Raw genomic sequence first — 23,453 nt, forward strand, 5'->3', positions numbered from 1 at the left:
CTCAGGGGAGGGCCAGCAAGCTGTGTCGCATCCGTTACCGGGCGAGGGGCATCCATTCCGCAGGCGGCATGGACGCCGTGGGCACAATGGACGCTCAGTCGGCGGCGGGCTTCGCTGCGCGGGCAGCGGGGGCCTTGGCCGCCGGCTTCTTCGTTCCGTAATCCGAGTTGTAGCGGTCGACGACCTGCTGGATCGGCGCATCCAGCACGAGCGCGCCCTTGTCGAGGTAGAGGCCGCGCGTGCAGAAGCGCAGCAGATCGCGCTCGTTGTGCGAGACGAAGAACAGCGTGCGACCGCCGGCGAGCAGCTCCTCGATGCGCCGGTAGCACTTCTCTTTGAACGCCTTGTCGCCCACGGCCAGCACCTCGTCGACGAGGATGATCGGCTCCTCGAGCCGGGCGATCACCGCGAAGGCGATGCGCACCTTCATGCCGCTCGACAGGTGCTTGTAGGGGGTGTCGACGAAGTCGGCGATCTCGGCGAAGTCGATGATCTCGTCGAAGGCCTCGTCGATCTCGCGGCGCCGCATCCCGTGCAGCCCGGCCGTGAGGTAGACGTTGTCGCGCACCGTCAGGTCGCCGACGAACCCGCCCGTGATCTCGATCAGGGGGGCGACGCCGCCGCGCACCGAGACCGTGCCCTCGTCGGGCAGCACGACCTGGGCGACCAGCTTCAGCAGGGTCGACTTGCCCTGGCCGTTGCGGCCGACGACGCCGATGGCCTCGCCGGGTGTCACGTCGAAGTCCACGTTCCGCAGCGCCCAGAACTCGCCGGGACGCGTGCGGCGCTTGCGGCCGGCGAGCAGGTCCTTGAAGCTGCGGCGCGAGCTGCGGTTGCGCTTGAACCGGATGCCGACGCCCGAGACCCGGATCGCGAGATCGGGGTCGGGATGCGCGGCCGCCGGGCCGGGGGAGGAGCTCGTCGTCTCGCTCATCAGATCTCCTTGAGCACGGCCGGCAGGCAGCGACGGAACACGAGCACGCCGACGATCAGCAGCACCGCGGTCATCCCGACGCTGATGAGGATCGAGAACGGGTCGAGCTCCTTCGCGAAGATGCCCGCCCGATAGAGCGACATGATGCCGGTCAGCGGGTTGAGCGAGCCGATCACCTCGAAGGTCGGGTGCACGCGGCGCAGGTCGTCGAGGCTGAAGATGATCGGCGAGGCGTAGAACGCCAGGCGCAGCAGCAGTCGCACGGCGCGCTCGAGGTCGCGGAAGAAGACGACCAGCGGCGCGACGATGAGTCCGATCGCGGTCGTGAGCAGAGCCTGCAGCACGATCGCGAGCGGGAAGTAGAGCAGCTGCCAGTTCAGCGTCGCGGGCGTCGAGGTGAACTGCGAGATCACGATGAACGCGGCGAGCACGGGCAGGCTCAGCAGGAACTCGATGCCCTTCGAGAGCACGATGCGGGTGACCCAGATCGAGCGGGGGATCGTGGTCGAGCGGATGAGCTTCGCGTCGCGGGTGAAGGCCTTCGTGCTGTCGCCGACGGCGCCGGTGAACCAGGTCCACGGCAGCAGCGCCGCCATGAGGAAGACGATGTAGGGCTCGTGGTTGATGCCGCGCTGGAAGACCTGCGTGAACACGAACCAGTAGATGCCCGCCATGAGCAGGGGATCGAGGATCGACCAGACCCAGCCCAGGGCCGAGGTCGAGTAGCGCACGCGCAGGTCGCGCGAGGTGAGCAGCCAGAGCGAGCGGCGATAGCGGGTCGCCGGCGACCAGGTGCGCCCGACGACGGGCGCGCTGCTGACGGTGGTGCGGGTCACGGGTCAAACGATACTGGCGGCCCGCCGAAGCGGACCGCCAGTGATGTCGCTGTGTCGGATCGACCGGCTCGGCGAGCGTCGATCAGACGAAGAGGTTCGCGCGCTCGAGGTCTTCGGCGAAGTCGACCTCGACGGCGTACAGGTCGGAGATGTCGACCGGCTCGAAGCGCACCTTGTCCTGCTCGATCGCGAGCTCGATGCCGCGCTCGAAGTAGTCCTGGTCGCCGACCTTGCCGAGCTGGCGGATGAGAGCGGCCTTGTCGCGGCCGGCGACGTAGTTGATGCCCACGGCCTCGCCGAGACCGCCCGTGACGGTCTTCGACAGCTCGTCGATGAAGCCCTCGGCGTCGACCGTGTACTTGACCTCCTCGTCGGAGACCTTCGCGGTGTTGACGCTGACGAAGCTGCGGTCGCCCTCGACGAGCTCCGAGGCGCGGATGAGCGCGGCCGGGTCGAAGACCACGTCGCCGTTCATCCAGAGCACGCCGCCGTCCTTGGTGGCCTTGAGCGCGCGGAGCAGGCTCTTCGAGGTGTTGGTCTGGTCGTACTGCTCGTTGTAGACGAACTCGGCCTGCGGGAAGGCCTCGACGATGTACTCCATCTTGTAGCCGACGACGATCGTGACCTTGGCCTTCTTGCCGAAGGCGGCGCGGATGTTGTCGAACTGCTGCTGCATGATGGTGCGGCCGTCGCTCAGCTCGGTGAGGGGCTTCGGCAGCGAGCGGCCGAGACGGCTGCCCATTCCGGCGGCCAGGATCACGATCTGCGTGGTCACGTGTGCATTCTCCTCGATCAGGGGCGTCTGCGAGTCTGTGCGCGGGATGTTCGCGGGAGCTCGTCTCCTGCGCGTCACCGGCTGTTCCGCGAAGATGTCGCGGTTCAAGCGGAGTTCACCGCGCCGACTCGAATCAGACACCACGTCGTGTGCTCGAAGTTTAGCCAGGCGAACTATTCCGGGTCACGCGTGCCCAGGGTTCTGCAATGTATTCGTGACCGCTTCGTGACCCGGCCCGCGGAGCTCGGGAACCCGATCTGTCCACCCCGTCGGTGACAGCCGGTCACGCTCCGACGACCGTGTGTTTCTCTCGACAACAGCATGGGTAGAGTTGTCGGGTGACGACGAACGAGCCCGCTCCGGACGCCGAGGGCGCCCCCGCGGCTCCCCGTCGGACCACCCCGCGATCCCGCTCGACGGCGGCCTCGAAGGCCGCGTCGACGAAGGCGGAGCAGGCTGACGCGGCTCCCGCCGACGGCGCTCCCGCGCCCCGTGCGGCGCGCGCTCCGCGCAGCACCGCATCGCGCACGCGCAAGCCCGCGGCGACGGGCGACGACGCCCCGGCCAAGCCCAGTTCGCCGACGCGCAAGACCTCGCGCGGCAGCGCCGCGAGCTCGCGATCGACGGGAGCCGCCGCGCGCGCCGCGGGGTCCGCATCCACCTCGTCGACGTCGCGCGCGAAGGGCGCCGGCAGCCGCAGCGCGGCCACGAATCCGCGCACCCGCAAGCCCGTGTCGCGGGCGTACGCCCCGGCGCCGAGCACGGTCGCCGCCGACGCTCCCGCGAAGACGGATGCCGCCGAGACGGAGGCCCCGGAGGTCGAGACGGAGGCCGTCGAGTCCGAGGCCGTCGAGACCGAGGCGACCACGGAGGTTGTGGAAACCGAGGCGACCACGGAGGTCGTCGAGACCGAGCCGAAGGCGGATGTCGTGATCGAGGCTCCCGCTGAGGAGACGGCGGCCGAGGTCGTCTCCGACGCTCCCGGGGGCGACGCGCCCGCGGGGGCGGGCGTCATCCCCGAGGAGGAGATCCGGGTCGACCCCCTGGTCAGCGCCGACGATCAGGGCGAGGATTCTCCTGTGACCGAGGACGCCCCCGTCATCGAGTCGGCAGTCGAGCCCTCCATCGACCTGCCGCAGTCCGACGTGCCGACGACCTCGGTGCGGATCGTGACCGAGAGCGAGACCGTCGAGGTCGAGACGCCCACGCCCACCACGGTTGCAGCCGAGCCCGACGAGCCGGTGCTCGAGCGCGAGCTGGTGCTCGACCCGAGCGCGCACGTCGCCGACGCCGTGCTGCAGAGCGTGCTGACGCCCGACGCCGATCCCGAGGATCTCCCCGCCGTCGCGCTGACGATCCGCGGGCTGAGCAAGAGCTTCGGCTCGGTCAAGGCCGTGCGCGACGTCGATCTGACCGTGCACGCGGGCATGTTCTTCGGCATCGTCGGCCCGAACGGCGCCGGCAAGACCACGACCCTGTCGATGATCACCGGACTGCTGCGGCCGGATGCCGGCTCGATCGAGGTCGGCGGCGTCGAGGTCTGGGCGTCGCGTCGCGCCCGCACCGACGGCATGGGCGTGCTGCCCGACCGGCTGCGTCTCTTCGACCGCCTGACCGGCGCCCAGCTGCTGCACTACGCGGGATCGCTGCGCGGCCTCGACCGCGCCACGATCGCGCAGCGCAGCCGCGACCTCGCGATCGCCTTCGGCCTGACCTCGTCGCTCGGCCGCCTCGTCTCCGACTACTCGGTCGGAATGACGAAGAAGATCGCGCTGGCGGCGGCGATGATCCACGCGCCGCGGCTGCTCGTGCTCGACGAGCCCTTCGAGTCGGTGGATCCGGTCTCGACCGCGGCGATCATCCGCATCCTGCGTCGCTTCGCCGCCGCTGGCGGCACGGTCGTGCTCTCGAGCCACAGCATGGACCTGATCGAGCGCGTCTGCGACGAGGTCGCGATCATCGCGGAGGGCTCGGTGCTCGCCTCGGGCTCGATGCGCGACGTGCTCGGCGGCATGTCGCTCGAGGACCGCTTCGTGGAGCTCGCCGGCGGCGCCGGCGCGGTGGAGGGCATGGAGTGGTTGCAGAGCTTCTGAGGCTGAGGCTCACGCTGCTGCGCAACCGTCTGCGCACGCCCCGCGGCGCACTCGTCTCGCTCGTGCTCGCCGCCGTCTCGATCGTCGGCGTGATCGCGCTGGCCTCGGCGATCGCGGGTCTCGCATCGGCGAACGACTGGATCTTCCGTCCGGCGGTGACCACGGCGGGCGCGCTCGCGCTGCTGGTCTGCCTGCTCGTGCCCGTGATCGGCGCGCGCGACGAGCCGCTGCACGCGCGCGGCTTCGTCGGCTACGGCATCCCGCCCGGGTTCCTCGCGCTCGTCCTCCCGCTGACCGACCTGATCTCGATGCCCGCAGTGCTGCTCGTGCTCTACGTTGCGATCGTGTCGAGCGGCTGGGCCGCCGTGCCCGGCGCGGTCGGCGTGGCCGTGGTCGCCGGCGTGCTACTCGTGATCCTGGGCCTGCAGCTGGTGCGGCTGGGGTCGACACTCGGCGCCTGGCTCGCCCGTCGCGAGCACGGCGTGGTGGTGCGCGCCGCCGCCCTCGTCGTGCTGCTCGCGATCGTCGCGATCGTGCTCGTGCCGACACTCGCCGACCCGCGCTACCTGGGCGCCGCGCTCGTGCCGGTCGGCGGACTGCTGGCCGCCACGCCCTTCGGGGCGCTGTGGGATGCCCCGGGCCTGGTCGCCGACGGCCGCTCTCCCTGGGGTGTGGTGCTGATCGGCCTCGGCGTCGTCGTGCTGCTCGGACTCGGCTGGTGGTCGGTGATCGCGCGCGAGTTCCACGGTCGCCGCGCGCCGCGCTCCGACGAGGTCGTCGACTCGGCGCTCGGCGGGTTCCGCTTCGTGCCGGCGGGCCGCCTCGCGGCCATCACGGCGCGCAGCGCGACCTACTGGATGCGCGACCCGCGCTACCGCGTCTCGCTGCTCGCCCTGCCGGTCATCCCGATCGTGACGCTGGCCGCGGGCGTGGTCGGCCGCGTGCCGGCCGAGTACTTCGCGCTCATCCCGGTTCCCGCCATGCTGCTGGTGCTCGGCTGGGCGACCATGCACAACGACGTCGCCTTCGACTCGAGCGCGGTCTGGAGCCATGTCGTCGCCGGGGTGCGCGGCGTCTGGGACCGGCTCGGCCGCGCGATCCCGCCGTTCGTGATCGGCGTCGTGATCCTCGCGGTCGGCGTTCCGCTCAGCGCCCTCGCGGGCGGCGACGCCGCGCTCGTGCCGCCGCTGATCGGGCTCGGCGCCGCGGCCCTGCTGGGCGGCATCGGCGTCTCGAGCGCGGTCTCGGCGCGGTTCCCCTATGCGGCCCCTCCGCCCGGGGCGGGCGGCTTCGAGGCCCCGTCGAGCTCGAGCAGCGGCGCCGGCGCGCAGACCCTGAGCTTCTCGGCCGTGCTGCTCACGGTCGCCCCCGCGGCGGCCGCGACGGTGCTCTGGTTCCTCGAGGGCGGGGCGTGGGGCACGATCGCGCTGTTCGCCGGCGTCGGGATCGGCCTGATCGTCGCGATCGTCGGCATCCTGGTCGGCGGTCGCAGCTTCGAGCTGCGCGGCCCGGAGCTGGTCGCCTTCTCCGTGCGAAACTGAGTGCGTGGACTTCCAGAGCAGAACGCAGAACCCGGATGAGGGCGGCGCCGGCGGCGTCGACGTCATGGACCGCGAGCTCGAGAAGCTGCTCGAGGACGCGCAGCTCGAAGAGGGCGACCACGAGCGCTTCTCCCACTACGTGAAGAAGGAGAAGATCCTGCAGTCGGCGCTCTCGGGCAAGCCCGTGCGCGCGCTCTGCGGCAAGAAGTGGATCCCGGGTCGCGACCCGGAGAAGTTCCCGGTGTGCCCCGACTGCCAGCGCATCTACGAGCGGATGAAGGACTGACCGCTCCGCGCCGGGCGACCGCTCAGCGGTAGACCGTCGGGATCGCGGCCTCGCCCCGCGCGAGCGACTGCGCCTCGAGGGGCAGCTCCGCGATCGCGGCGGCGTGGTGCTCGCGCGCCCGGCGAGTTCCCTCGATGCCGATGGCCTGCGCATCCACTTCGCCGTCGGTCACGAGATCGACCAGCAGGGTGCGCCCGGCCTCGGGACCGGCCGGCGGGTCCTCGACGTGGATCGTCTCCTCGACCGCGACACCGTCGACGAGACGGCGCACGGGCTGCTTGCGACCGCCGACGGTCGCCTTGGCCTCGGACTTCTTGCCGACGCTGACCCACGCGCCGTCGGCGTCGTGGTGGGCGACGAGCTTGTAGACCATCCCGGCGGCGGGGGAGCCCGACCCGGTCACGAGGGCGGTGCCGACGCCGTAGGAGTCCACCGGCGCCGAGCGCAGGCCCGCGATCGCGAACTCGTCGAGGTCGTTCGTCACCGTGATCTTCGTGCGCTGATTGCCGAGCGCATCCAGCTGCGCGCGCACGGCGGCGACCGTGGGCGCGAGATCGCCCGAGTCGATGCGCACGGCGCCGAGCTCGGGTCCGGCCACGCGCACGGCGGTCGCGACGCCGTCGGCGATGTCGTAGGTGTCGACGAGAAGGGTCGTCCCGGCGCCGAGCGCGTCGATCTGGGCGCGGAAGGCCTCCTCCTCGCTCGCGTGCAGCAGCGTGAAGGAGTGGGCGGCGGTTCCCATGGTCGGGATGCCCCAGGTGCGGCCCGCCTCGAGGTTGCTGGTGGCGCCGAAGCCGGCGATCCAGGCGGCGCGGGCGGCGGCGACCGCCGAGCGCTCGCCGGTGCGCCGCGACCCCATCTCGGCGAGCGGGCGGCCGTCGGCGGCCGACACCATGCGCGCCGCGGCGCTCGCGACCGCCGAGTCGTAGTTGAAGACGCTGAGCGCGAGCGTCTCGACGACGACCGCCTCGGCGAAGCTGCCCTCGACCACGAGGAGGGGCGAGCCGGGGAAGTAGAGCTCGCCCTCGCGATAGCCGCGCACCCGCCCCGAGAAGCGGAAATCGGCGAGGAACTCGATCGTGGCGGGCGAGACGACCCGCTCGTCGCGCAGCCAGGCGAGCTCCGCATCCCCGAATCGGAAGTCGCGCAGCAGCTCGAGGAAGCGGCCCGTGCCGGCGACGACGCCGTAGCGGCGTCCGGTCGGCAGGCGGCGGGCGAACAGCTCGAAGACGCTCGGGCGCAGCGCGCGCCCGTCGCGCAGCGCAGCGTCGATCATCGTCAGCTCGTAGCGGTCGGTCAGCAGCGCGCTGGTCATGCGCCGAGCCTAGGACTCCGCCGTCGCGAGCGCCCGGGTAGGCTCGGGACACGTGACGCCCGCACCCGCATCCGACGCCCCGATCGGCGTGTTCGACAGCGGCGTCGGCGGTCTCACGGTCGCCCGCGCGATCCTCGACCAGCTGCCGCGGGAGTCGATGCTCTACGTCGGCGACACCGCGCACTCGCCCTACGGCCCGAAGCCGATCGCCGACGTGCGCCGCTACGCCCTCGAGGTGCTCGACGACCTCGTCGCGCGGGGCGTCAAGGCGCTCGTGATCGCCTGCAACACGGCCTCGGCCGCGATGCTGCGGGATGCGCGCGAGCGCTTCGAGCAGGGCTACGGCATCCCGGTGGTCGAGGTGATCCAGCCGGCCGTGCGCGCCGCCGTGCGCAACACCCGCAACGGCCACATCGGCGTGATCGGCACCGAGGGCACCATCAACTCCCGCGCCTATGACGACGCGTTCGCGGCCGCCGCGCACATCCGGCTGACCACGCAGGCGTGCCCGCGCTTCGTCGAGTTCGTCGAGGCCGGCGTCACGAGCGGACCCGAGCTGTTCGCCGCCGCCGAGGAGTACCTCGCCCCGCTGCGTGCCGCCGGCGTCGACACGCTCGTGCTCGGCTGCACGCACTACCCGCTGCTCTCGGCCGCCATCAGCTACGTCATGGGTCCCGACGTGACGCTCGTCTCGAGCGCCGACGAGACCGCCGCCGACGTCTACCGCGTGCTCGTCTCGCACGGCATCGCCGCCGACGGCGACGCCCCCGCCCGCCGCGAGTTCGAGGCCACCGGCGCCGACGAGGCCGGCTTCCGCCGTCTCGCCGCGCGCTTCCTCGGACCCGAGGTCACGCACGTCGAGACCTTCGAGACCGGCACGATCCCGCTGCCCGTGCGGCTGCAGGACGGCGCGCGCTGACCCGCTCGACACCCGCTCGTCACCCGCTTCACCGAACGACCCGCCCGAGAGGATACCGATGACCGACAGCACCGCATCCGGACCCCGCGCCGACGGCCGCGCCGCCAACCAGCTGCGCCCCGTGACGATCGAGCGCGGCTGGAGCGAGCAGGCCGAGGGCAGCGCGCTCATCTCCTTCGGCCGCACCAAGGTGCTCTGCACCGCCTCGTTCACCAATGGCGTGCCGCGCTGGCTGACCGGCAAGGGCCGCGGCTGGGTCACCGCCGAGTACTCGATGCTGCCCCGGTCGACCAACGACCGCATGGACCGCGAGGCCGTGAAGGGCAAGGTCGGCGGGCGCACGCACGAGATCTCGCGCCTGATCGGCCGCAGCCTGCGCGCCGTCATCGACACCAAGGCGCTGGGTGAGAACACGATCGTGCTCGACTGCGACGTGCTGCAGGCCGACGGCGGAACCCGCACGGCGGCGATCACGGGCGCCTACGTCGCGCTGGCGGATGCGGTCGAGTGGGGTCGCGAGCGCGGCTTCATCGGCAAGAAGGCCGTCGCGCTCACCGATTCGGTCGCCGCTATCAGCGTCGGCATCGTCAAGGGCGAGCCGCTGCTCGACCTGATGTACACCGAGGACTCGACCGCCGAGACCGACATGAACATCGTCGCGACCGGCCGTGGACTGTTCGTCGAGGTGCAGGGCACCGCCGAGGGCGCGCCCTTCGACAAGCGCGAGCTCGACCGCCTGCTCGACCTCGGGCTCGGCGGCACGGCCGAGCTGACCCGCCTGCAGCGCGCCGCGCTCGGACTCGAGGGCGACGCGATCGCCGAGGCGCTCGGCCGCGTCGGGAGCTGACGATGCAGATCGTGCTCGCCACGCACAACGCGCACAAGGTCGACGAGCTGCGGCGCATCCTGGGCGATCGTCTGGGCGAGCACGAGCTCGTCGGCTACAACGGCCCGGAGCCGGTCGAAGACGGCGAGACCTTCGCCGCGAACGCGCTCATCAAAGCCCGCGCCGCTGCCGAACACACGAGTCTGCCGGCGATCGCCGATGACTCGGGCATCGCCGTGGATGCGCTGGGCGGCGCCCCCGGGATCTTCTCGGCCCGGTACGCGGGCACCCGCGATGACGGCGACAACCTGCGCCTGCTGCTGACGAACCTCGAGGGCGAGACCGATCGCCGCGCGGCGTTCGTCTGCGCCGCGGCGTTCGTGCTGCCCGGCGAGGGCGGCTCGGTCGAGCATGTCGAGGAGAGCCGCTGGGCGGGCACCGTGCTCGAGCAGGCGGCGGGAGTCGGCGGCTTCGGCTACGACCCGATCTTCCGCCCCGACGGCGAGAGCCGCAGCGCGGCGGAGCTGAGCGCCGACGAGAAGAACGCGATCAGCCACCGGGCTCAGGCGTTTGGAGCGCTGATCGGGTTCGTGCGCTCTACCCTGGACGCGTGAGCCACGACCACGGGCACGGCGCCGCGAACCGCACGCGGCTCGCGATCGCGCTCGCCATCACGGGCACGGTGCTCGTGGCGGAGGTCGTCGGCGGCCTGATCTCGGGCTCGCTCGCCCTGCTGGCCGATGCCGGCCACATGGCGAGCGACGTGATCGGCCTCGTGATCGCGCTCGTCGCCTCGCTCGTCGCGACGCGCCCGGCGACCGCGCGGCACACCTTCGGTTTCCAGCGCTTCGAGGTGCTCGGCGCGCTGCTCAACGGCCTGCTGCTGATCGGCGTCGCGGTCTTCGTGGCGATCGAGGCCATCCGTCGTCTGGTCGAGCCGGCCGATCACGAGGTGTCGTCGCTGCCGATGCTGACCGTCGCGGTCGTCGGCCTCGGCGCGAACGTCGTGAGCCTGCTCGTGCTGCGCGGCGGCGACCGCGAGTCGCTCAACCTGCGCGGCGCCTACCTCGAGGTGCTCGGCGACCTGATCGGGTCGATTCTGGCGCTCGCGGCCGGTGTCGTCATCCTGCTGAGCGGCTGGATGCCCGCCGACGCGGTCGCCTCGCTGCTGGTCGCGGCGCTGATCGTGCCGCGCGCCCTGCTGCTGCTGCGCGACGTCGTGCGGGTGCTGCTCGAGTCGACGCCGCACGACACCGACGTCGAGCAGATCCGCGAGCACATCCGCGACACCGAGGGCGTGGTCGCCGTGCACGACGTGCACGTCTGGTCGATCACCTCGGGCAGCCGGGTGTTCACGGCGCACGTCGTCGTCGACGACGAGATCTTCGAGCGCGGCGAGACCGGCGCGATGCTCGACCGGCTGGGGGGCTGCCTGCACGGGCACTTCGACGTGGAGCACTCGACGTTCCAGCTCGAGCCCGCGGGGCACGCCGATCGCGAGGAGCACGCTCATCGCTAGCGGAGCCGGCAGCGGCATCGGCGGGTCGAGCGGCGGCGGTGCTCGGGTCGCGCGCACCTCGAGCGAGGTCGTCGAGGACTACCTGAAGGTCATCTACGGCCACACCGAGTGGCAGGACGACCCGATCACGCCCAAGCGGCTCGGCGAACGACTGGGACTCTCGCCGTCGTCGGTGACCGAGACGGTCAAGCGCCTCGCCGCCCAAGGGCTCGTCGAGCACGCGCGCTATGGCGCGATCACGCTCACCCCCGCCGGCGAGGCCGAAGCGCTGCGCATGGTGCGCCGTCATCGCCTGGTCGAGACCTGGCTCGTGCAGGAGTTCGGCTACGGCTGGGACGAGGTGCACGACGAGGCCGAGGTGCTCGAGCACGCCCTGAGCGACCGGATGCTCGACGCGATCGACGCGCGACTGGGCCACCCGGTGCGCGACCCGCACGGCGACCCGATCCCGGATGCGCAGGGCGCGGTGCCCGCATCCACGGGTCTGCTCGTGGCCGAGGTGACCCGCGGCGTCGCCGGGCGTGTGGTGCGGATCAGCGACGAGGACCCGGCCGTGCTGCGCGAGCTGGCCGACGCCGGCGTGGGACTCGACTCGTCGGTGCGGGCGGGGGAGCTGTCCGTCGGCGCCGAGAACGCGATGTGGGTGGTCGTCGAGCCGGCGGGGTGATAGTTTCGGCCCACCGAAAACCTGTTTTCGGTCGACCGAAACCCGCGGTGATCGCGCCGCATCCCGATTGCGAGCTCCATGACCCTGCGCACGCGCGACAGCCGCACCGTCGACGGCGCGCGCGAGACCCCGACCGCCGCCCCCTCGGGCACGCGGCTCGCGCTGCTGCTCGGTCCGGCGCTCGTCGCCGGCGTCGCCTACCTCGACCCCGGCAACGTCGCCAGCAACATGAGCGCCGGGGCGCGCTACGGCTACCTGCTCGTCTGGGTCGTCGTGGGCGCGAACGCGATCGCCTGGCTCGTGCAGTACCTCTCGGCCAAGCTCGGGGTCGTCACGGGCGAGAGCCTGCCGAGCATCCTCGGCCGGCGCATCCGCTCGCGCTGGCTGCGCCGCGCCTACTGGCTGCAGGCCGAGGCCGTCGCGATGGCGACCGACGTCGCCGAGATCGTCGGCGGCGCGATCGCGCTCAACCTGCTGTTCGGCCTGCCGCTGCTGCTCGGCGGCGCGATCACCGGAGCCGTGTCGCTCGTGCTGCTCGCGCTGCACGGTCGCGGCGGCGCGCGCGCCTTCGAGCGCGTCGTGATCGGCCTCGTCGCCGTCATCGCCATCGGCTTCTGCGCGGGCGTCGTCGTCAGCCCGCCATCGGCGACCGGCGTGCTGGGCGGTCTCGTGCCGCGCTTCGAGGATGCGGGCTCGGTGCTGCTGGCCGCGTCGGTGCTGGGCGCGACGGTCATGCCGCACGCGATCTACGCGCACTCGGCCCTGACCCGCGACCGCTTCGGCCGCGTCGAGGGGGCACGCCTGCCGCGCGTGCTGCGGGCGACCCGCATCGACGTGACGGTCGCGCTCGCGATCGCCGGCACGGTCAACGTGGCGATCCTCGTGCTCGCGGCGGCGACCCTGCAGGGCGTCGGCGGCACCGAGACCCTCGAGGGCGCCCACGCCGCCCTGCGCACGGCCCTCGGCCCGGTTGTGGCGACGCTGTTCGCGGTCGGACTCCTCGCCTCCGGACTCGCGTCGAGCTCCGTCGGCGCCTACGCGGGCGCCGAGATCATGCGCGGACTGCTACGCGTGCGCATCCCGCTGCTGCTGCGGCGTGCCGTGACCCTGGTGCCGGCGCTGGCGATCGTGGCGAGCGGCGTCGAGCCGACCCTCGCCTTGGTGATCAGCCAGGTGGTGCTGTCGTTCGGAATCCCCTTCGCGCTGATCCCGCTGGCCGTGCTCACCTCGCGGCGCGCGGTCATGGGCGCGTCGGCGAATTGCTGGTGGACGACCGTGCTCGCGGTCGTCGCCGTCGCGCTGCTCAGCACGCTCAACGTCGTGCTCGTGGTGCTGCTGGTCAGCGGCGGCTGAGCTCAGGCCTTCGGCGCGCCGTCGTCGTCGAGGTCGAGCGCGAGCGATCCGGTCGCGGTCGTCGGCGCGCCGGCCAGGCGGGCCTTCTTCGCCTTGCGGAACGACTGGATCGTGTGGAATGCGGTCGGCACGATCGCCACCACGACCGCGATGATCAGGATGACGTCGATGTAGTTCTTGACGAAGTCGGCGATCGGCGGCACAAAGCCCAGCAGGAAGCCGAAGAAGGTCAGCCCGGCGCCCCAGATGAGCGCGCCGATCGCGTTGAACAGCGAGTAGCGGCGGTAGTTCATGTGCCCGACGCCGGCGGCGACGGGCGCGAAGGTGCGCACGATCGGCACGAAGCGCGCCGCGATGATCGCGAACGGGCCGAAACGCTCGAAGAACCGGTTCGTGCGATCGACGTTCTCGCGGCTGAAGAGCCCGCTCTCCTTGCGCTCGAAGATCCGCGGACCCGCGCGATGGCCGATCAGGTACCCGACCTCGCCGCCGAGGAAGGCGGCGAACGCGATGGCGAGACACACCAGGTAGATCGGGATCTGGATGCCCGCCGGCGGGTCGGTCATCGTGCCGCTGAACGTCAGCAGTCCGGTGATCACGAGCAGCGTGTCTCCCGGGAGCACGAAGCCGACGAGCAGGCCCGTTTCGGCGAAGACGATCAGGCACACCACGAGCAGAGCCCACGGCCCGGCGATGTTGATGATGTTCTCCGGATCGAGGAACGGGAACAGGGCGGTGTGGACGGGAGGGATCACGAGAACTCCGAGAGCGTCGGTCGCCGTGGCGATCGGCGGATGGTGAGGTCAGAGTACTCGCCGAAAGCTTCGAGAGAACCCAGGGAGGACACCGAGGCCGGGAATGTCATCCGCTGGTCTGACGGGAGGCGCGCATCCCCTCGCCCGACCGGCGGACATCCGGCCCGGATCAGCGCGGTCCGCCCCCTCCGCCGGGCGTCGCCCCGGCGCTCGGCGTGGTCGTCGTGTCGACCCGCACGGTGAGCGCCGCGGTGTAGCCCGAGGTCGCGTCGCCCGTCACCGCGGGCAGCTGCAGCACGCCGCTGTCGTCGCCGAAGACGTTGTCGCTCGCGAGCGTGATCTGCGACAGGTTGCGGGTCGAGCCGTCGTAGGCCGAGCCCTGGTAGACCGTCGTGAGCATGCTCTCGGGGAACGCCATCTGCGAGGTCGCGATCGCGTTGCCGGCGTCGCTGATGTCGCCGACGGCGGGGTAGACCTCGAAGTGGATGTGCGTCCAGCGTCCGCTGTAGCAGCCGGGCACGATCGAGGTGAAGGTCACCTGGCCGTTCGCATCCGCCACCTGCACGCCGCGCAGCCAGGTCTCGTCCTCGACGCCCGAGGAGTAGAGCGAGTAGCGGCCCTGCGCGTCGCAGTGCCAGGCGTAGACGGCCACCCCGGCGAAGGGCGCGTCGCCGTTCGCCATGTCGGTGATCGTGAAGGTGAAGGTGAGCGGCACCCCGTCGACGGGCGAGCTCGTGCCGAGGCTCGAGCGGATGTCGGAGCGCACGATGCCCGACTCGTCGAGCACGTCGGGTCCGTTCGAGCCGTCGCCGGGGTACGGGCCGGCGGTCTCGTCGGGGATCTCGGCGGAGGGCAGGGCGCCGGATGCGGCGGTCGCGCTCGCCGACGGGCTCGCCGAGCTCGTCGCGGTGCTCGTCGAGCCGCTGCCGGTCGACGCGGTGCTCGTGCAGGCGGCCAGCGCGGTCGCGCCGACGCCGATCCCGATGATGCTGAACACGGCGCGGCGGTCGAGCAGCGTGCGCAGGTCGAAGCCGGCGCCCTGGTCGACGACCTCCTCATCGGGGCGCACCAGCAGCCGGCCCTCGTAGGCCGGGCCGTCGGGGGTCTGGACGGGGTCGGGGATTCCCTGGGCCATGATCGTCTCCTCTGTCGCGGCGGGCCGCTCGTCACTCGTCGGTCGTGCGAGCTGAGACGAGGATGCGCGGTGCGCCAGTGCGCGGACAGTGGGACGGCTATGCCGTGGCTATGAATTCGGCGGCGACGGCCGTGCGTCGTGCGTCGTGCGTCGTGCGGAAGGTGGGACTCGAACCCACACGCCTCTCGGCACAGGAACCTAAATCCTGCGTGTCTGCCAGTTTCACCACTCCCGCGGGCGGGCTCCAGTCTAGGGAGCGGCGTCCACGCTGACGGCGGCGCCGGGCGCGCGCAAGGGGTTGATCGGCGAGCGCCGGGAGCGCACACTTCGTGCAGCGCATCCGGTGGAGTCCTCCCCGAACCCGCCAGTTCGCGGGGGAGGGCTCCATCGGATGCGGCTCGGATCGTCGCTCGCGCTGCTCATGTCGGTCGCGCCGGGCAGGATCGAGGGGTGCGCAGCATCCTCTCCGTCGATCCCCGACTCGACCTCGACGGGGTGCTGGCGTTCCTGCGGGTGCGGGCGATCCCCGGCATCGAGGAGGTCGGCGAGCACGACTATCGCCGCTCGCTCGTGATCGACGGCGAGCCCATCGTGGCGGCCATCGAGATCGGGTCGGCGGAGGCGGGGAGTGCGCGCCACGTCGTCGTGACGACGAGCTCCGACGACGCGGCGCGGCACGCCGAGGTCGAGCACCGGGTGCGGCCTCTGCTCGATCTCGACGCCCCGGCCGACGAGATCGACGCTGCCCTCTCGCGCCACCCCGCGGTGGCGGAGCGGGTCGCGCTGCGGCCCGGGATGCGCATCCCGGGCACGCTCGACGCGCCCGAGATGCTCGTGCGCGCGATCGTCGGGCAGCAGATCTCGGTCGTCGCGGCGCAGCGCCACCTGCGCGAGATCGCGATCAGCGGAAGCGCGCTGCCCGCGCGGCTCGCGGCGACGACCGACGGCGCGATCACGCGGCTGTTCCCGACCCCGCGCGAACTGCTCGACGGCGGCGCCGACCTGCTGCGCGGTCCGGAGTCGCGGCGCACCACGCTGCGCGGGGCCGCCGCCGCGCTCGACTCCGGCGAGCTCGCGCTCTCCCTCGACGCGCCGGCCGAGCCCGCCCGCCTGCGCGAGCAGCTCATCGGCCTGCGGGGGATCGGCCCGTGGACGGCGGACTACCTGGTGCTGCGCATCCACGGCTCACCCGACATCGCGCTGCCCGGCGACTCGGCGGTGCGGCTCGGGATGCGGCGGCTGGGCGAGACCGAGAGCGATCCGGCCGCGGTCGTGCGCTTCGCCGAGCAGTTCCGCCCGTGGCGCTCGTATCTGATGCTGCACCTCTGGGCTCGCGCCGCGGAGGGCTGACGCGGGTCAGTCGGCCCCCGGTTCGGTCGCGGGCTCGACGCCGGGACCGGTCGAGGTCTCGGTCGCGGGCCGTCGTCGCCACCGTCGCGTCAGTCGCTCGGCCGCGTCGTCGGTGAAGCGGTTCGAGAGCGCGAGCGTCTCGGCGCCGAGATCTCCGCCCGCGAAGATGCGGGCCAGAGTCTGCTCGGCGCGGGCCTGCTGCTCGGCGGCGCGGAGGCGACGCGCGTCGGCGGGGTCGACCCGGTCGGAGGTGTCGGCCGGGCCGGGGGTCGCGTCGGCATCGGGGTTCGCGGCATCCATCGTCGCCATGCTCGCACGCGTCGCTCGCCCGCGGCGCGGAGTGGGCGCGCGCGCATGGCCACGCCCCTGTGGACAACTCGGCGCACGACCACGCGGATCGCGCCAGGCTGTCGCCGTGGAGTCGCCCGTCGCCCTGATCACCGAGCAGGTGCGCACCCGCGTGCGCCGCGACGGCGTCGACCTCGGCGGCGACGGAGCGCTCGCGTCGCGCTACGTGCGCGACGAGGTGCGGCGCTACAGCGAGCGCGCCCTCGGCGGCGGCACACCGATGCTGCGCGACGAAGACGCGGTGGCCGCGCAGGTCGTCGCGACGCTCACCGGCTACGGCGCACTGCAGCCCTACCTCGACGATCCCGAGGTCGAGGAGATCTGGGTTAATGCACCCGATCGCATCTTCATCGCCCGCAACGGCGTCGCCGAGCGGACGCCCCTGGTGCTCGATGCCGCCGAGGTGCGCCGTCTGGTCGAGCGGATGCTGCACAGCAGCGGCCGGCGCGTCGACTTGAGCAGTCCCTTCGTCGACGCCTCCCTGCCCGACGGGTCGCGCATCCATGTCGTGATCCCCGACATCACTCGCAGCTTCTGGAGCGTGAACGTCCGCAAGTTCCGACGCAGCATCCGGAGCCTCGACACCCTCATCGAGCTCGGGTCGGTGCCGCCGCGCGCCGCCGACTTCCTGCGCCTGTGCGTTCTCGCCGGACTCAACATCCTCGTCTCGGGCGCGACGCAGAGCGGCAAGACCACGCTGCTCGGAGCCCTGCTGGCCGAGGTGCCCGACTCGGAGCGCATCGTCACGGTCGAGGAGACCTTCGAACTCGACCTGGATGCGCCCGATATCGTCGGGATGCAGTGCCGTCAGCCGTCCCTGGAGGGGACGGGCGAGGTGACCCTGCGTCGGCTCATCAAGGAGTCGCTGCGGATGCGTCCGGATCGGCTGGTGGTCGGCGAGGTGCGCGAGGCGGAGGCGCTCGATCTGCTGATCGCGCTCAACAGCGGACTGCCGGGCATGTGCAGCATTCACGCCAACAGCGCCGCGGATGCGCTGGTCAAGCTCTCGACGCTGCCGCTGCTCGCCGGCCGCAACATCGACTCGGGCTTCGTCGTGCCGACCGTCGCGGGCAGCATCGACCTCGTCGTGCACTGCGAGCTCGAGCGAGGCGGACGACGCAGGATCGCCGAGATCGTCGCGCCGACCGGCTCGGTGATCGGGGCGACCGTGCCGTCGACACCGCTGTTCCGCACCGTGGCCGGAGAGCTCTCGCCGACCGGCGAGCCTCCCGCCCGCGCCGAGAAGTTCGCCCGCCACGGACTCGATCCGCGGGCTCTGATGGGCGTCGCGCGATGACGATCGCACTCGGGCTCCTGCTCGGCGCCGGGCTGGTGCTGATCGCGTCGCCGCTGCTCTGGCCCGCGCGGGAGCCCAGCGCGCCGCGCGAGCCGTCGCGGGCCGCGCGGGCGCTGCGCGAGCGTCTCGTGCAGGCGGGACTCGGCGATCTGTCGCCGATCGTCATGATCGTGCTGTGCGCGCTCAGCGGCATCGCCTGCGGTGCCGTCGTGTTCGCGCTCGCTCCGGTGCCGGCCCTCGCGGCCGTCGGCGCGCTCGTCGGTGCGGTGCTCCCGCTCGTGCTGCTCGGCTGGCGCGCACGGCGGCGGCGTCGTGCGACGCGCGTCGTCTGGCCGGATGTGGTCGACAACCTCGTGTCGGCGGTGCGCGCGGGGATGTCCCTGCCCGAGGCGCTGGCCGAGCTCGGCCGCAGCGGACCCGCGCCCACGCGCGCGGCATTCGCGGCCGCCGATCGCGAGCTGCAGGCCACCGGCGACCTCGGCGTCGCCTTCGACGGGCTGAAGGATCGCCTCGCCGACCCGGTCGCCGATCGCATCGTCGAGACGCTGCGCATGGCGCGCGAGGTCGGCGGCACCGAGCTCACGACCGTGCTGCGGGGGCTCGCGGCCTACCTGCGCCAGGATGCCGCGCTGCGATCCGAGGTCGAAGCACGTCAGGGCTGGGTGAAGAACGCGGCACGGCTCGGCGTCGCCGCGCCGTGGATCGTGCTCCTGCTCCTCGCGACCCGCCCCGAGGCGGCGCGCGCCTACGACTCGCCGCTCGGCGCCGCGCTGCTGGTCGGCGGCTTCCTCGTGTCGATCGTCGCCTACCGGCTCATGCTCGCCGTCGGTCGGCTCCCCGAGGAGAAGCGGTGGTTCTCGTGAGTCCCGCGATCGCGTGGGCGGTGCCGGTCGGCATCCTGCTCGGACTCGGGCTGTGGACGCTGTCGAGCCTCGTGCCCCGGATGCGCGGCCCGCGCCTCGCAGAGCGGGTCGCCCCCTTCGTGCTCGATGTGTCCGCCGAGGCACGCGAGCTGATCGCCCGGCGTCCGGCCGAGCCCAGCCCGGTCTTCGGCGCTCTCGCCGGAGCGGTCGGGCGCCCTGCTCGCGACGCCGTGTCGCGCATCCTGGGCGGCGACGAGGTGATCGCCGCGCGCCTGCGCCAGGCGGGCCGCGATGACGGGGTCGAGGCGTTCCGGTCGCGTCAGCTGCTCGCGGCGCTCGGCGGCGCCGGACTCGGCGTGCTGGTCGCGGCCTGGGGTCTGCGGGTGGGCACGCTGCCGCTCGTGCTCGGCGCCGCGATCGTCGTGGTGGGCGCGGCACTCGGCCTGCTCGCGCCCGAGCAGCTGCTCGCCCGCGCCGCACGGCGCCGGGGCCAGCGGATCGCCGAGGAGCTGCCGACCGTGCTCGAGTTCCTCACGCTCGCCCTGGCGGCGGGCGAGAGCCTCAGCGATGCGCTCCGCCGCGTCGCGCGCACCGGCAACGGCGAGCTGGCGACCGAGCTCGGGCGGGTGATCGCCGAGGTCAACAGCGGCATCCCGCTCACCACCGCCCTGTCGGGCGCCGCCCGCACGCTCGACGTGGCCGCCTTCTCCCGCACGGTCGACCAGCTCGTCCCCGCACTCGACCGCGGAACCCCGCTCGTCGAGGTGCTGCGCGCGCAGGCTCAGGATGTGCGCGGCGACGCTCAGCGCGCCCTGATCGAGTCGGCGGGCAAGAAGGAGGTCGCGATGCTCGTGCCTCTGGTCTTCCTGATCCTCCCGATCACGGTCCTCTTCGCGATCTTCCCCGGCATCCTCGTGCTGCAACTCGGGTTCTGAGACCAGCGAACTTCGTTGAACGACATGCATGCCAGAAGTGAGCAGATCATCCCTTCCGATCGGCTCGTTCTCGCGCGAGACCTCCGCCATTGGGCGAGATCGGTTGCATTCAACCCTCAGGAATCTGAACCCAGCCGGTGAACTCGCCGTCGAACATGAGCATCGAGGCCTGGAACATCATCTGCACGAAGTGGAGCAGCTCTGCGTCCTCCATACGAGACCCCTGGATACCGCTTCCGATCCAGAAGCCGTTGCTGTCGCCCCTGCCGACGAGTCCGGGGTAGTTCGGCTCGATCCTGTCGATCTGCGGTCGCCCCGGGATGAGCTTGATGCGGATCGGTCGCGCCGGAGGCAGGCCTTCGATCGATCCGTGAGCCTGAACGCCGAGGCCCTCAGGCTTCGGCATGACGTACAGGTTGGCGATCCGCTGCGTCAGCCCCGTCGGGGCCGGGCCGTACGGCGAGACCTCCCAGCGGGTGGTCCCGTCCGGTTCCTCGACGGTGGTCGCATCGAGGAACTCGCCTCGTATCGAGTAGCCGGGAGTGATCTCGTAGAACACCGCGTCGATCCACTGCGGTTCGGGCCGGCGAAGGCGCACCAGGATGTCGCCGTCGGCGTTACAGCTCCACGCGATGCCGACGCGGTCGAGCGCCGCGCCGACCGAGCTCGCGCTCGTGAGATCCAGTATCTGGAGACTCCCCACGGCGCCTGATGACGGGCGATTCAGAAGCCGATGGGCACCGCAGTATCCAAAGATCTGTCAGCACTGGCGCAGGCGGCGCCGTGCTCTGGGCTCGTAGCTCAGTACCGTCGCGGAGGCGGCTCGTCGCCGAGCCGTACGTGCGCCGCGGGCGTGACCGGCGGCAGCAGCGCCAGGCCGTGCGCGTCCACAAACGCAGCATGCACAGCGAACACCGCCTCCAGGAGAGTTCTCCAGGTGCCGAGGTGCTCGGCGGACGGCAGCTTTCAGGCGCCGTAGACGACCTGCTGCGCAGCCGGCCCAACCTGCGCGGGCAGGCTCGCCTCTGCGGCGGGACCTCGCCGCAGGATCTGCACGCGGCCGTACTCGCGACTGTCGGGAGCGACGAGGGTCCAGGTGCCGGTCGGCGACTCTCGGGTGGCGAGGACCGGATGCCACCGCGGTTCCTCCGGCATGCGCGGTCCAGCTGTGCCGTGCGGCTCGCCGTCGAACCGCGCAGGATCGCCCCGGCGATCGCTCCGAACTGGGGTGCTGGATCTGCGCGGCCCTGCGGATCGACTGCGTTCCGCGAGAGCTCGCTGTTTTCTGGCGCGGTACATCTCCCAGATCACCTCGGCGGCGAGGCGCGTCTGCGGGAGGTACCCGATGAAGCGTCTGCTGCCGACCTGGGCGAGCGCATCCGCGCGGATCAGCTTCTCCCTGCCGATTGCCGGCGAGGACGCGCGAGAGAGCCGCCAGGCGGGTCCGCCCGTCGAACATCAGCGCTGGCCCGTGCGGGATGAGAGTACGTCCGAGCACCGTCGTCGACGGAAGTGGAGCCGGTTGCGGTCGACGTCAGTAGCGCGAATCGCGTCAATAGCGCCATTGGAGTCAATGGCACCAATGGAGCCAATGACGTCATTCACGTCAACAGCGTCGTTGCAGTCGATCTCGAGCGCCGCGCGACACGAGCGCTGTGAGACGCAGAGAGCCCCTGCAGCGTCGCTGCAGGGGCTCTGCTCGATCCGGTGGATCAGGTCTGGTCGCTGGGCTCCGGGCTGCGCATCAGCAGACGCAGCCCTTCGTAGGTGACTGCCGCGACGGCCAGCAACGCAGCGAGCAGCGTCGCCGCGATCGTGAGCCACGAGGCTGTGCCGGAGATCTCCAGCACGACAGCGGCGAGGGCTACGACGAGGGCGGCGATCGCGAGCGCCAGAAGGAGCCGAGAACGCTCACCCCGGCGTCGGTTCGCGATCACGGATCCGGCGACCAGTGCAGCGACGACGAGTGAGACGATGACAGAAGACAACGTGAGCACCTCCTCGATGCAGGTTACGTCACCGGGTCGAGCAGGACTCGAGGCGAGGCCCGCTCGACGCCGCAGTGTGGGCAGCGTGGCTACTGGGGCAGGCAGAAGTAGCCCTGCCGCACCCACCAGGGTGCGAGCTGCGGCGGGATGCCGCCGGCCAGGTACGTCCAGCCGAGGATCACGCCGCGTCCGTTCGCGTTGCAGCCGTTGAACAGCGCCACCCCGACTCCGATCATGGCGACGGCCATCTTCGACGCAGTCTGCACGTAGGCGTTCGGGATCAGGCCGACCAGCACGGCTGCGACCGCAGCGGTTCCAGCACCGATCGCGAGCAGGTTCGCGAGCTTGTGGTGGACGCTGTTCGAGACGAACGCGTTCCACCCCCACCAGAACGTCGGGTCGGCGACGACCGGGAAGGCGGTGTCGGCGGTGAAGTCGACGACCTGGCGCAGTTCGCCCTTGTCGACCTCGTAATGCGTCGGAACGGCATTGCCCTTGGCGTCGGTCGCCCACGCGGGAGCGACCGTGCCGAACTCGATAGTCACGCTCTCGTCGGCGGCCTCGCCGACGAAGGTGGCGGCGAGCTTGACCGAGCCGTCGGCGAGGAGCACCGGGGTGATGTCCTCGGGCAGCGCGTAGCTGTAGCTCCCGGGGGACTCGGCGTTCTGGATGATCGTGCTGATGCGCAGGCCATCGGCGAAGGGCTGAGCCACGCTCGAGGCGCGGTCGCCCTCGTAGCTCGCCGACGTCGGGGTGGTGCGGGCAGAGCCGTAGGCTGCGTTGTCCGGCAGCCCGATGGTGAGACCCGTGCTGACGAGGTTGCCGCCGTCGATCGCGCTGAGGGCGATCGTGCCGTCGGCGGTGGCCGGCAGGCTGACGGCGCTGGTGTCGCTCGCCGCGACGGTGCCGCGGCCGGCGGAGGCGAGCGTCAGCGCAGCGCCAGGATCCTCGACGTGGTCGGGGACCGCCGCCGTGGCGGTGGACTCCAGTGCTTTGGCCTCGTCCGGAGCCGCGTTGGCGACATTCACGGATGCGAGCGAGAGCGAAGTGGCAAGCGCGAGTCCGAGCCCGAGCTTGATTGCGGTGGTGCGGATGATGACCTCCCAGGGTCGATCGGTTTGATGCGGTGGGAACGCTACCGATGACGTGAGATTTGGTCAGTAGGGCGAAGCGCCGACATGCGGCGAGCACCTGCCGGTGATACGCGCGCGCGTTTAGCTCAAGCGGGCGACGGCGTGAGGTGGCCGGCTCAACGTGCTCTCTGGTCCGGGATGCTGCGGAACGCGCGGATGGTCAGCTGACGCTGCTCGTCGCTCAGCGGCGGCGCCTCGGCGGCGATGCGCTCGGCGTGCTGGCGGATCGTATCCTGCCCCTCGGGCAGCGGCTTCGGCGCCCGGCGGAATTGCGTCTCGAGCGCGCGCCGGGTCAGGTGATCCCGGCCGTCCACCTGCACGGTGTCCAGGTCGCCGGCGACGATGCTCCGATACAGGCGCACGGTGCCGGCTTGGTGCAGATCAGCCGTGTCGTCGATCGACATCGGCGCATCCGGGTCGATCGGCGATTCAGCACTGCTTGCACCGCGCGCACCGTGGGTGCAAGCCACTGCGTCGCGGTGCTGGTGGTCTGGGTGCTCATGTCCCGGCGTTCTCGATGGCGGGTGCGAGATCAGCGCGGAGATGACCTGTCCCGGGTTCGGTGGAGTCCTAGCATCGGGTCGT

Annotated in this window: 25 protein-coding genes and 1 tRNA gene; 13 read left to right on the plus strand and 13 right to left on the minus strand. The window is 71.7% G+C overall.

The annotated features are described in order from the left end of the window. Nucleotides 1-94: 94 nt before the first annotated feature. The 3 genes from FJ658_RS08015 to FJ658_RS08025 all read right to left on the minus strand — a co-directional run bounded on the left by FJ658_RS08015 (nt 95) and on the right by FJ658_RS08025 (nt 2,545). Nucleotides 95-934 (minus strand): ABC transporter ATP-binding protein, encoded by an 840-nt coding sequence (locus FJ658_RS08015; RefSeq protein ID WP_141144825.1) that lies wholly within the window; start codon nt 932-934, stop codon nt 95-97. Beyond that, entirely contained in the window at nt 934-1,770 is an 837-nt protein-coding gene (locus tag FJ658_RS08020) for an ABC transporter permease (RefSeq protein ID WP_141144826.1), read from the minus strand. Before FJ658_RS08020 ends, FJ658_RS08015 begins: the two co-directional genes overlap by 1 nt. A gap of 82 nt (nt 1,771-1,852) precedes the next feature. Further along, nucleotides 1,853-2,545: an NTP transferase domain-containing protein gene (locus FJ658_RS08025; RefSeq protein WP_141144827.1), complete on the minus strand. Its 693-nt coding sequence runs from the start codon at nt 2,543-2,545 to the stop codon at nt 1,853-1,855. Between the two features lie 338 nt (nt 2,546-2,883). Here FJ658_RS08025 and FJ658_RS16980 point away from each other — a divergent pair, with 338 nt between their 5' ends. From FJ658_RS16980 to FJ658_RS08040, 3 genes are all read left to right on the plus strand, one after another. Beyond that, on the plus strand, nt 2,884-4,638 hold the full coding sequence (locus FJ658_RS16980) for an ATP-binding cassette domain-containing protein (protein WP_370454773.1): 1,755 nt from the start codon (nt 2,884-2,886) through the stop codon (nt 4,636-4,638). After that, nucleotides 4,620-6,179 (plus strand): hypothetical protein, encoded by a 1,560-nt coding sequence (locus tag FJ658_RS08035; RefSeq protein ID WP_141144828.1) that lies wholly within the window; start codon nt 4,620-4,622, stop codon nt 6,177-6,179. Before FJ658_RS16980 ends, FJ658_RS08035 begins: the two co-directional genes overlap by 19 nt. A 64-nt stretch (nt 6,180-6,243) precedes the next feature. Beyond that, a complete protein-coding gene (locus FJ658_RS08040; protein WP_141144890.1) occupies nt 6,244-6,465 on the plus strand; it encodes a DUF3039 domain-containing protein in 222 nt (73 codons plus the stop codon). Nucleotides 6,466-6,487: 22 nt separating this feature from the next. On the opposite strand, the gene FJ658_RS08045 is transcribed toward FJ658_RS08040, so the two are convergent. Then, nucleotides 6,488-7,780, minus strand: a complete 1,293-nt coding sequence (locus tag FJ658_RS08045) for a nicotinate phosphoribosyltransferase (RefSeq protein ID WP_141144829.1) — start codon at nt 7,778-7,780, stop codon at nt 6,488-6,490. Between the two features lie 52 nt (nt 7,781-7,832). Between FJ658_RS08045 and murI the strand changes: the two genes are divergently transcribed. The 6 genes from murI to FJ658_RS08075 all read left to right on the plus strand — a co-directional run bounded on the left by murI (nt 7,833) and on the right by FJ658_RS08075 (nt 13,064). Continuing rightward, nucleotides 7,833-8,699 carry a glutamate racemase gene (murI, locus tag FJ658_RS08050; RefSeq protein WP_141144830.1) on the plus strand — a complete coding sequence of 289 codons (867 nt, stop codon included), beginning with the start codon at nt 7,833-7,835 and terminating at the stop codon, nt 8,697-8,699. Nucleotides 8,700-8,757: 58 nt separating this feature from the next. Beyond that, nucleotides 8,758-9,546 carry a ribonuclease PH gene (rph, locus tag FJ658_RS08055; RefSeq protein ID WP_141144831.1) on the plus strand — a complete coding sequence of 263 codons (789 nt, stop codon included), beginning with the start codon at nt 8,758-8,760 and terminating at the stop codon, nt 9,544-9,546. A 2-nt stretch (nt 9,547-9,548) separates the two neighbouring features. Further along, the gene (gene rdgB / locus FJ658_RS08060; protein ID WP_141144832.1) at nt 9,549-10,139 is read left to right on the plus strand and encodes an RdgB/HAM1 family non-canonical purine NTP pyrophosphatase; all 591 of its coding nucleotides are present in this window, start codon (nt 9,549-9,551) and stop codon (nt 10,137-10,139) included. After that, nucleotides 10,136-11,044 (plus strand): cation diffusion facilitator family transporter, encoded by a 909-nt coding sequence (locus FJ658_RS08065; RefSeq protein ID WP_141144833.1) that lies wholly within the window; start codon nt 10,136-10,138, stop codon nt 11,042-11,044. The genes rdgB and FJ658_RS08065 overlap by 4 nt, the downstream gene beginning before the upstream one ends. Before the next feature lie 16 nt (nt 11,045-11,060). After that, nucleotides 11,061-11,711, plus strand: coding sequence for a metal-dependent transcriptional regulator (locus tag FJ658_RS08070; RefSeq protein WP_141144834.1), 651 nt, complete (start codon nt 11,061-11,063; stop codon nt 11,709-11,711). Between the two features lie 78 nt (nt 11,712-11,789). Beyond that, nucleotides 11,790-13,064 carry an Nramp family divalent metal transporter gene (locus FJ658_RS08075; protein ID WP_141144835.1) on the plus strand — a complete coding sequence of 425 codons (1,275 nt, stop codon included), beginning with the start codon at nt 11,790-11,792 and terminating at the stop codon, nt 13,062-13,064. A gap of 2 nt (nt 13,065-13,066) precedes the next feature. Here the strand turns inward: FJ658_RS08075 and FJ658_RS08080 are convergent, their stop codons facing one another. From FJ658_RS08080 to FJ658_RS08090, 3 genes are all read right to left on the minus strand, one after another. Then, nucleotides 13,067-13,819: a DedA family protein gene (locus FJ658_RS08080; RefSeq protein ID WP_255447625.1), complete on the minus strand. Its 753-nt coding sequence runs from the start codon at nt 13,817-13,819 to the stop codon at nt 13,067-13,069. Between the two features lie 169 nt (nt 13,820-13,988). After that, a complete protein-coding gene (locus tag FJ658_RS08085) occupies nt 13,989-14,954 on the minus strand; it encodes an intradiol ring-cleavage dioxygenase (RefSeq protein WP_141144836.1) in 966 nt (321 codons plus the stop codon). Nucleotides 14,955-15,107: 153 nt separating this feature from the next. After that, nucleotides 15,108-15,189 (minus strand) — tRNA-Leu (locus FJ658_RS08090). Between the two features lie 215 nt (nt 15,190-15,404). Here FJ658_RS08090 and FJ658_RS08095 point away from each other — a divergent pair. Next, nucleotides 15,405-16,304, plus strand: coding sequence for a DNA-3-methyladenine glycosylase (locus tag FJ658_RS08095; protein ID WP_181408378.1), 900 nt, complete (start codon nt 15,405-15,407; stop codon nt 16,302-16,304). Between the two features lie 6 nt (nt 16,305-16,310). Here FJ658_RS08095 and FJ658_RS08100 read toward each other — a convergent pair whose 3' ends face one another. Further along, nucleotides 16,311-16,604, minus strand: a complete 294-nt coding sequence (locus FJ658_RS08100; RefSeq protein ID WP_141144838.1) for a hypothetical protein — start codon at nt 16,602-16,604, stop codon at nt 16,311-16,313. 115 nt (nt 16,605-16,719) lie between these two features. On the opposite strand from FJ658_RS08100, the gene FJ658_RS08105 reads away from it, so the two are divergent. Genes FJ658_RS08105 through FJ658_RS08115 form a run of 3 tightly spaced genes read left to right on the plus strand, consistent with a single transcriptional unit; the run spans nt 16,720 to nt 19,747 of the window. After that, the gene (locus FJ658_RS08105; protein ID WP_255447626.1) at nt 16,720-17,949 is read left to right on the plus strand and encodes a CpaF family protein; all 1,230 of its coding nucleotides are present in this window, start codon (nt 16,720-16,722) and stop codon (nt 17,947-17,949) included. Continuing rightward, on the plus strand, nt 17,946-18,812 hold the full coding sequence (locus FJ658_RS08110) for a type II secretion system F family protein (protein ID WP_141144840.1): 867 nt from the start codon (nt 17,946-17,948) through the stop codon (nt 18,810-18,812). Before FJ658_RS08105 ends, FJ658_RS08110 begins: the two co-directional genes overlap by 4 nt. Then, complete coding sequence (locus tag FJ658_RS08115; protein WP_255447627.1) at nt 18,800-19,747, plus strand: type II secretion system F family protein; 948 nt, start codon at nt 18,800-18,802, stop codon at nt 19,745-19,747. The genes FJ658_RS08110 and FJ658_RS08115 overlap by 13 nt, the downstream gene beginning before the upstream one ends. A gap of 109 nt (nt 19,748-19,856) precedes the next feature. On the opposite strand, the gene FJ658_RS08120 is transcribed toward FJ658_RS08115, so the two are convergent. The 5 genes from FJ658_RS08120 to FJ658_RS08140 form a co-directional block, all read right to left on the minus strand. After that, nucleotides 19,857-20,450: a hypothetical protein gene (locus tag FJ658_RS08120; RefSeq protein WP_141144841.1), complete on the minus strand. Its 594-nt coding sequence runs from the start codon at nt 20,448-20,450 to the stop codon at nt 19,857-19,859. Nucleotides 20,451-20,713: 263 nt separating this feature from the next. Beyond that, on the minus strand, nt 20,714-20,902 hold the full coding sequence (locus tag FJ658_RS16640; RefSeq protein ID WP_141144842.1) for a hypothetical protein: 189 nt from the start codon (nt 20,900-20,902) through the stop codon (nt 20,714-20,716). 557 nt (nt 20,903-21,459) lie between these two features. Further along, nucleotides 21,460-21,735: a hypothetical protein gene (locus tag FJ658_RS08130; protein ID WP_141144843.1), complete on the minus strand. Its 276-nt coding sequence runs from the start codon at nt 21,733-21,735 to the stop codon at nt 21,460-21,462. 89 nt (nt 21,736-21,824) lie between these two features. Continuing rightward, a complete protein-coding gene (locus FJ658_RS08135) occupies nt 21,825-22,763 on the minus strand; it encodes a hypothetical protein (RefSeq protein ID WP_141144844.1) in 939 nt (312 codons plus the stop codon). A 221-nt stretch (nt 22,764-22,984) separates the two neighbouring features. After that, entirely contained in the window at nt 22,985-23,272 is a 288-nt protein-coding gene (locus FJ658_RS08140) for a hypothetical protein (protein WP_141144845.1), read from the minus strand. Between the last annotated feature and the right edge of the window lie 181 nt (nt 23,273-23,453).

The sequence above is a fragment of the Schumannella sp. 10F1B-5-1 genome (genome assembly GCF_006517535.1).
GTDB lineage: Bacteria > Actinomycetota > Actinomycetes > Actinomycetales > Microbacteriaceae > Schumannella.

Bases quoted from the DNA above. Each gene is read 5' to 3' on its own strand.
- FJ658_RS08015 (WP_141144825.1), bottom strand. From the start codon at position 934: ATGAGCGAGACGACGAGCTCCTCCCCCGGCCCGGCGGCCGCGCATCCC.
- FJ658_RS08040 (WP_141144890.1), top strand. From the start codon at position 6,244: ATGGACCGCGAGCTCGAGAAGCTGCTCGAGGACGCGCAGCTCGAAGAG.
- FJ658_RS08045 (WP_141144829.1), bottom strand. From the start codon at position 7,780: ATGACCAGCGCGCTGCTGACCGACCGCTACGAGCTGACGATGATCGAC.
- rph (WP_141144831.1), top strand. From the start codon at position 8,758: ATGACCGACAGCACCGCATCCGGACCCCGCGCCGACGGCCGCGCCGCC.
- rdgB (WP_141144832.1), top strand. From the start codon at position 9,549: ATGCAGATCGTGCTCGCCACGCACAACGCGCACAAGGTCGACGAGCTG.
- FJ658_RS08075 (WP_141144835.1), top strand. From the start codon at position 11,790: ATGACCCTGCGCACGCGCGACAGCCGCACCGTCGACGGCGCGCGCGAG.
- FJ658_RS08085 (WP_141144836.1), bottom strand. From the start codon at position 14,954: ATGGCCCAGGGAATCCCCGACCCCGTCCAGACCCCCGACGGCCCGGCC.
- FJ658_RS08100 (WP_141144838.1), bottom strand. From the start codon at position 16,604: ATGGATGCCGCGAACCCCGATGCCGACGCGACCCCCGGCCCGGCCGAC.
- FJ658_RS08110 (WP_141144840.1), top strand. From the start codon at position 17,946: ATGACGATCGCACTCGGGCTCCTGCTCGGCGCCGGGCTGGTGCTGATC.
- FJ658_RS16640 (WP_141144842.1), bottom strand. From the start codon at position 20,902: ATGCCGGAGGAACCGCGGTGGCATCCGGTCCTCGCCACCCGAGAGTCG.
- FJ658_RS08140 (WP_141144845.1), bottom strand. From the start codon at position 23,272: ATGTCGATCGACGACACGGCTGATCTGCACCAAGCCGGCACCGTGCGC.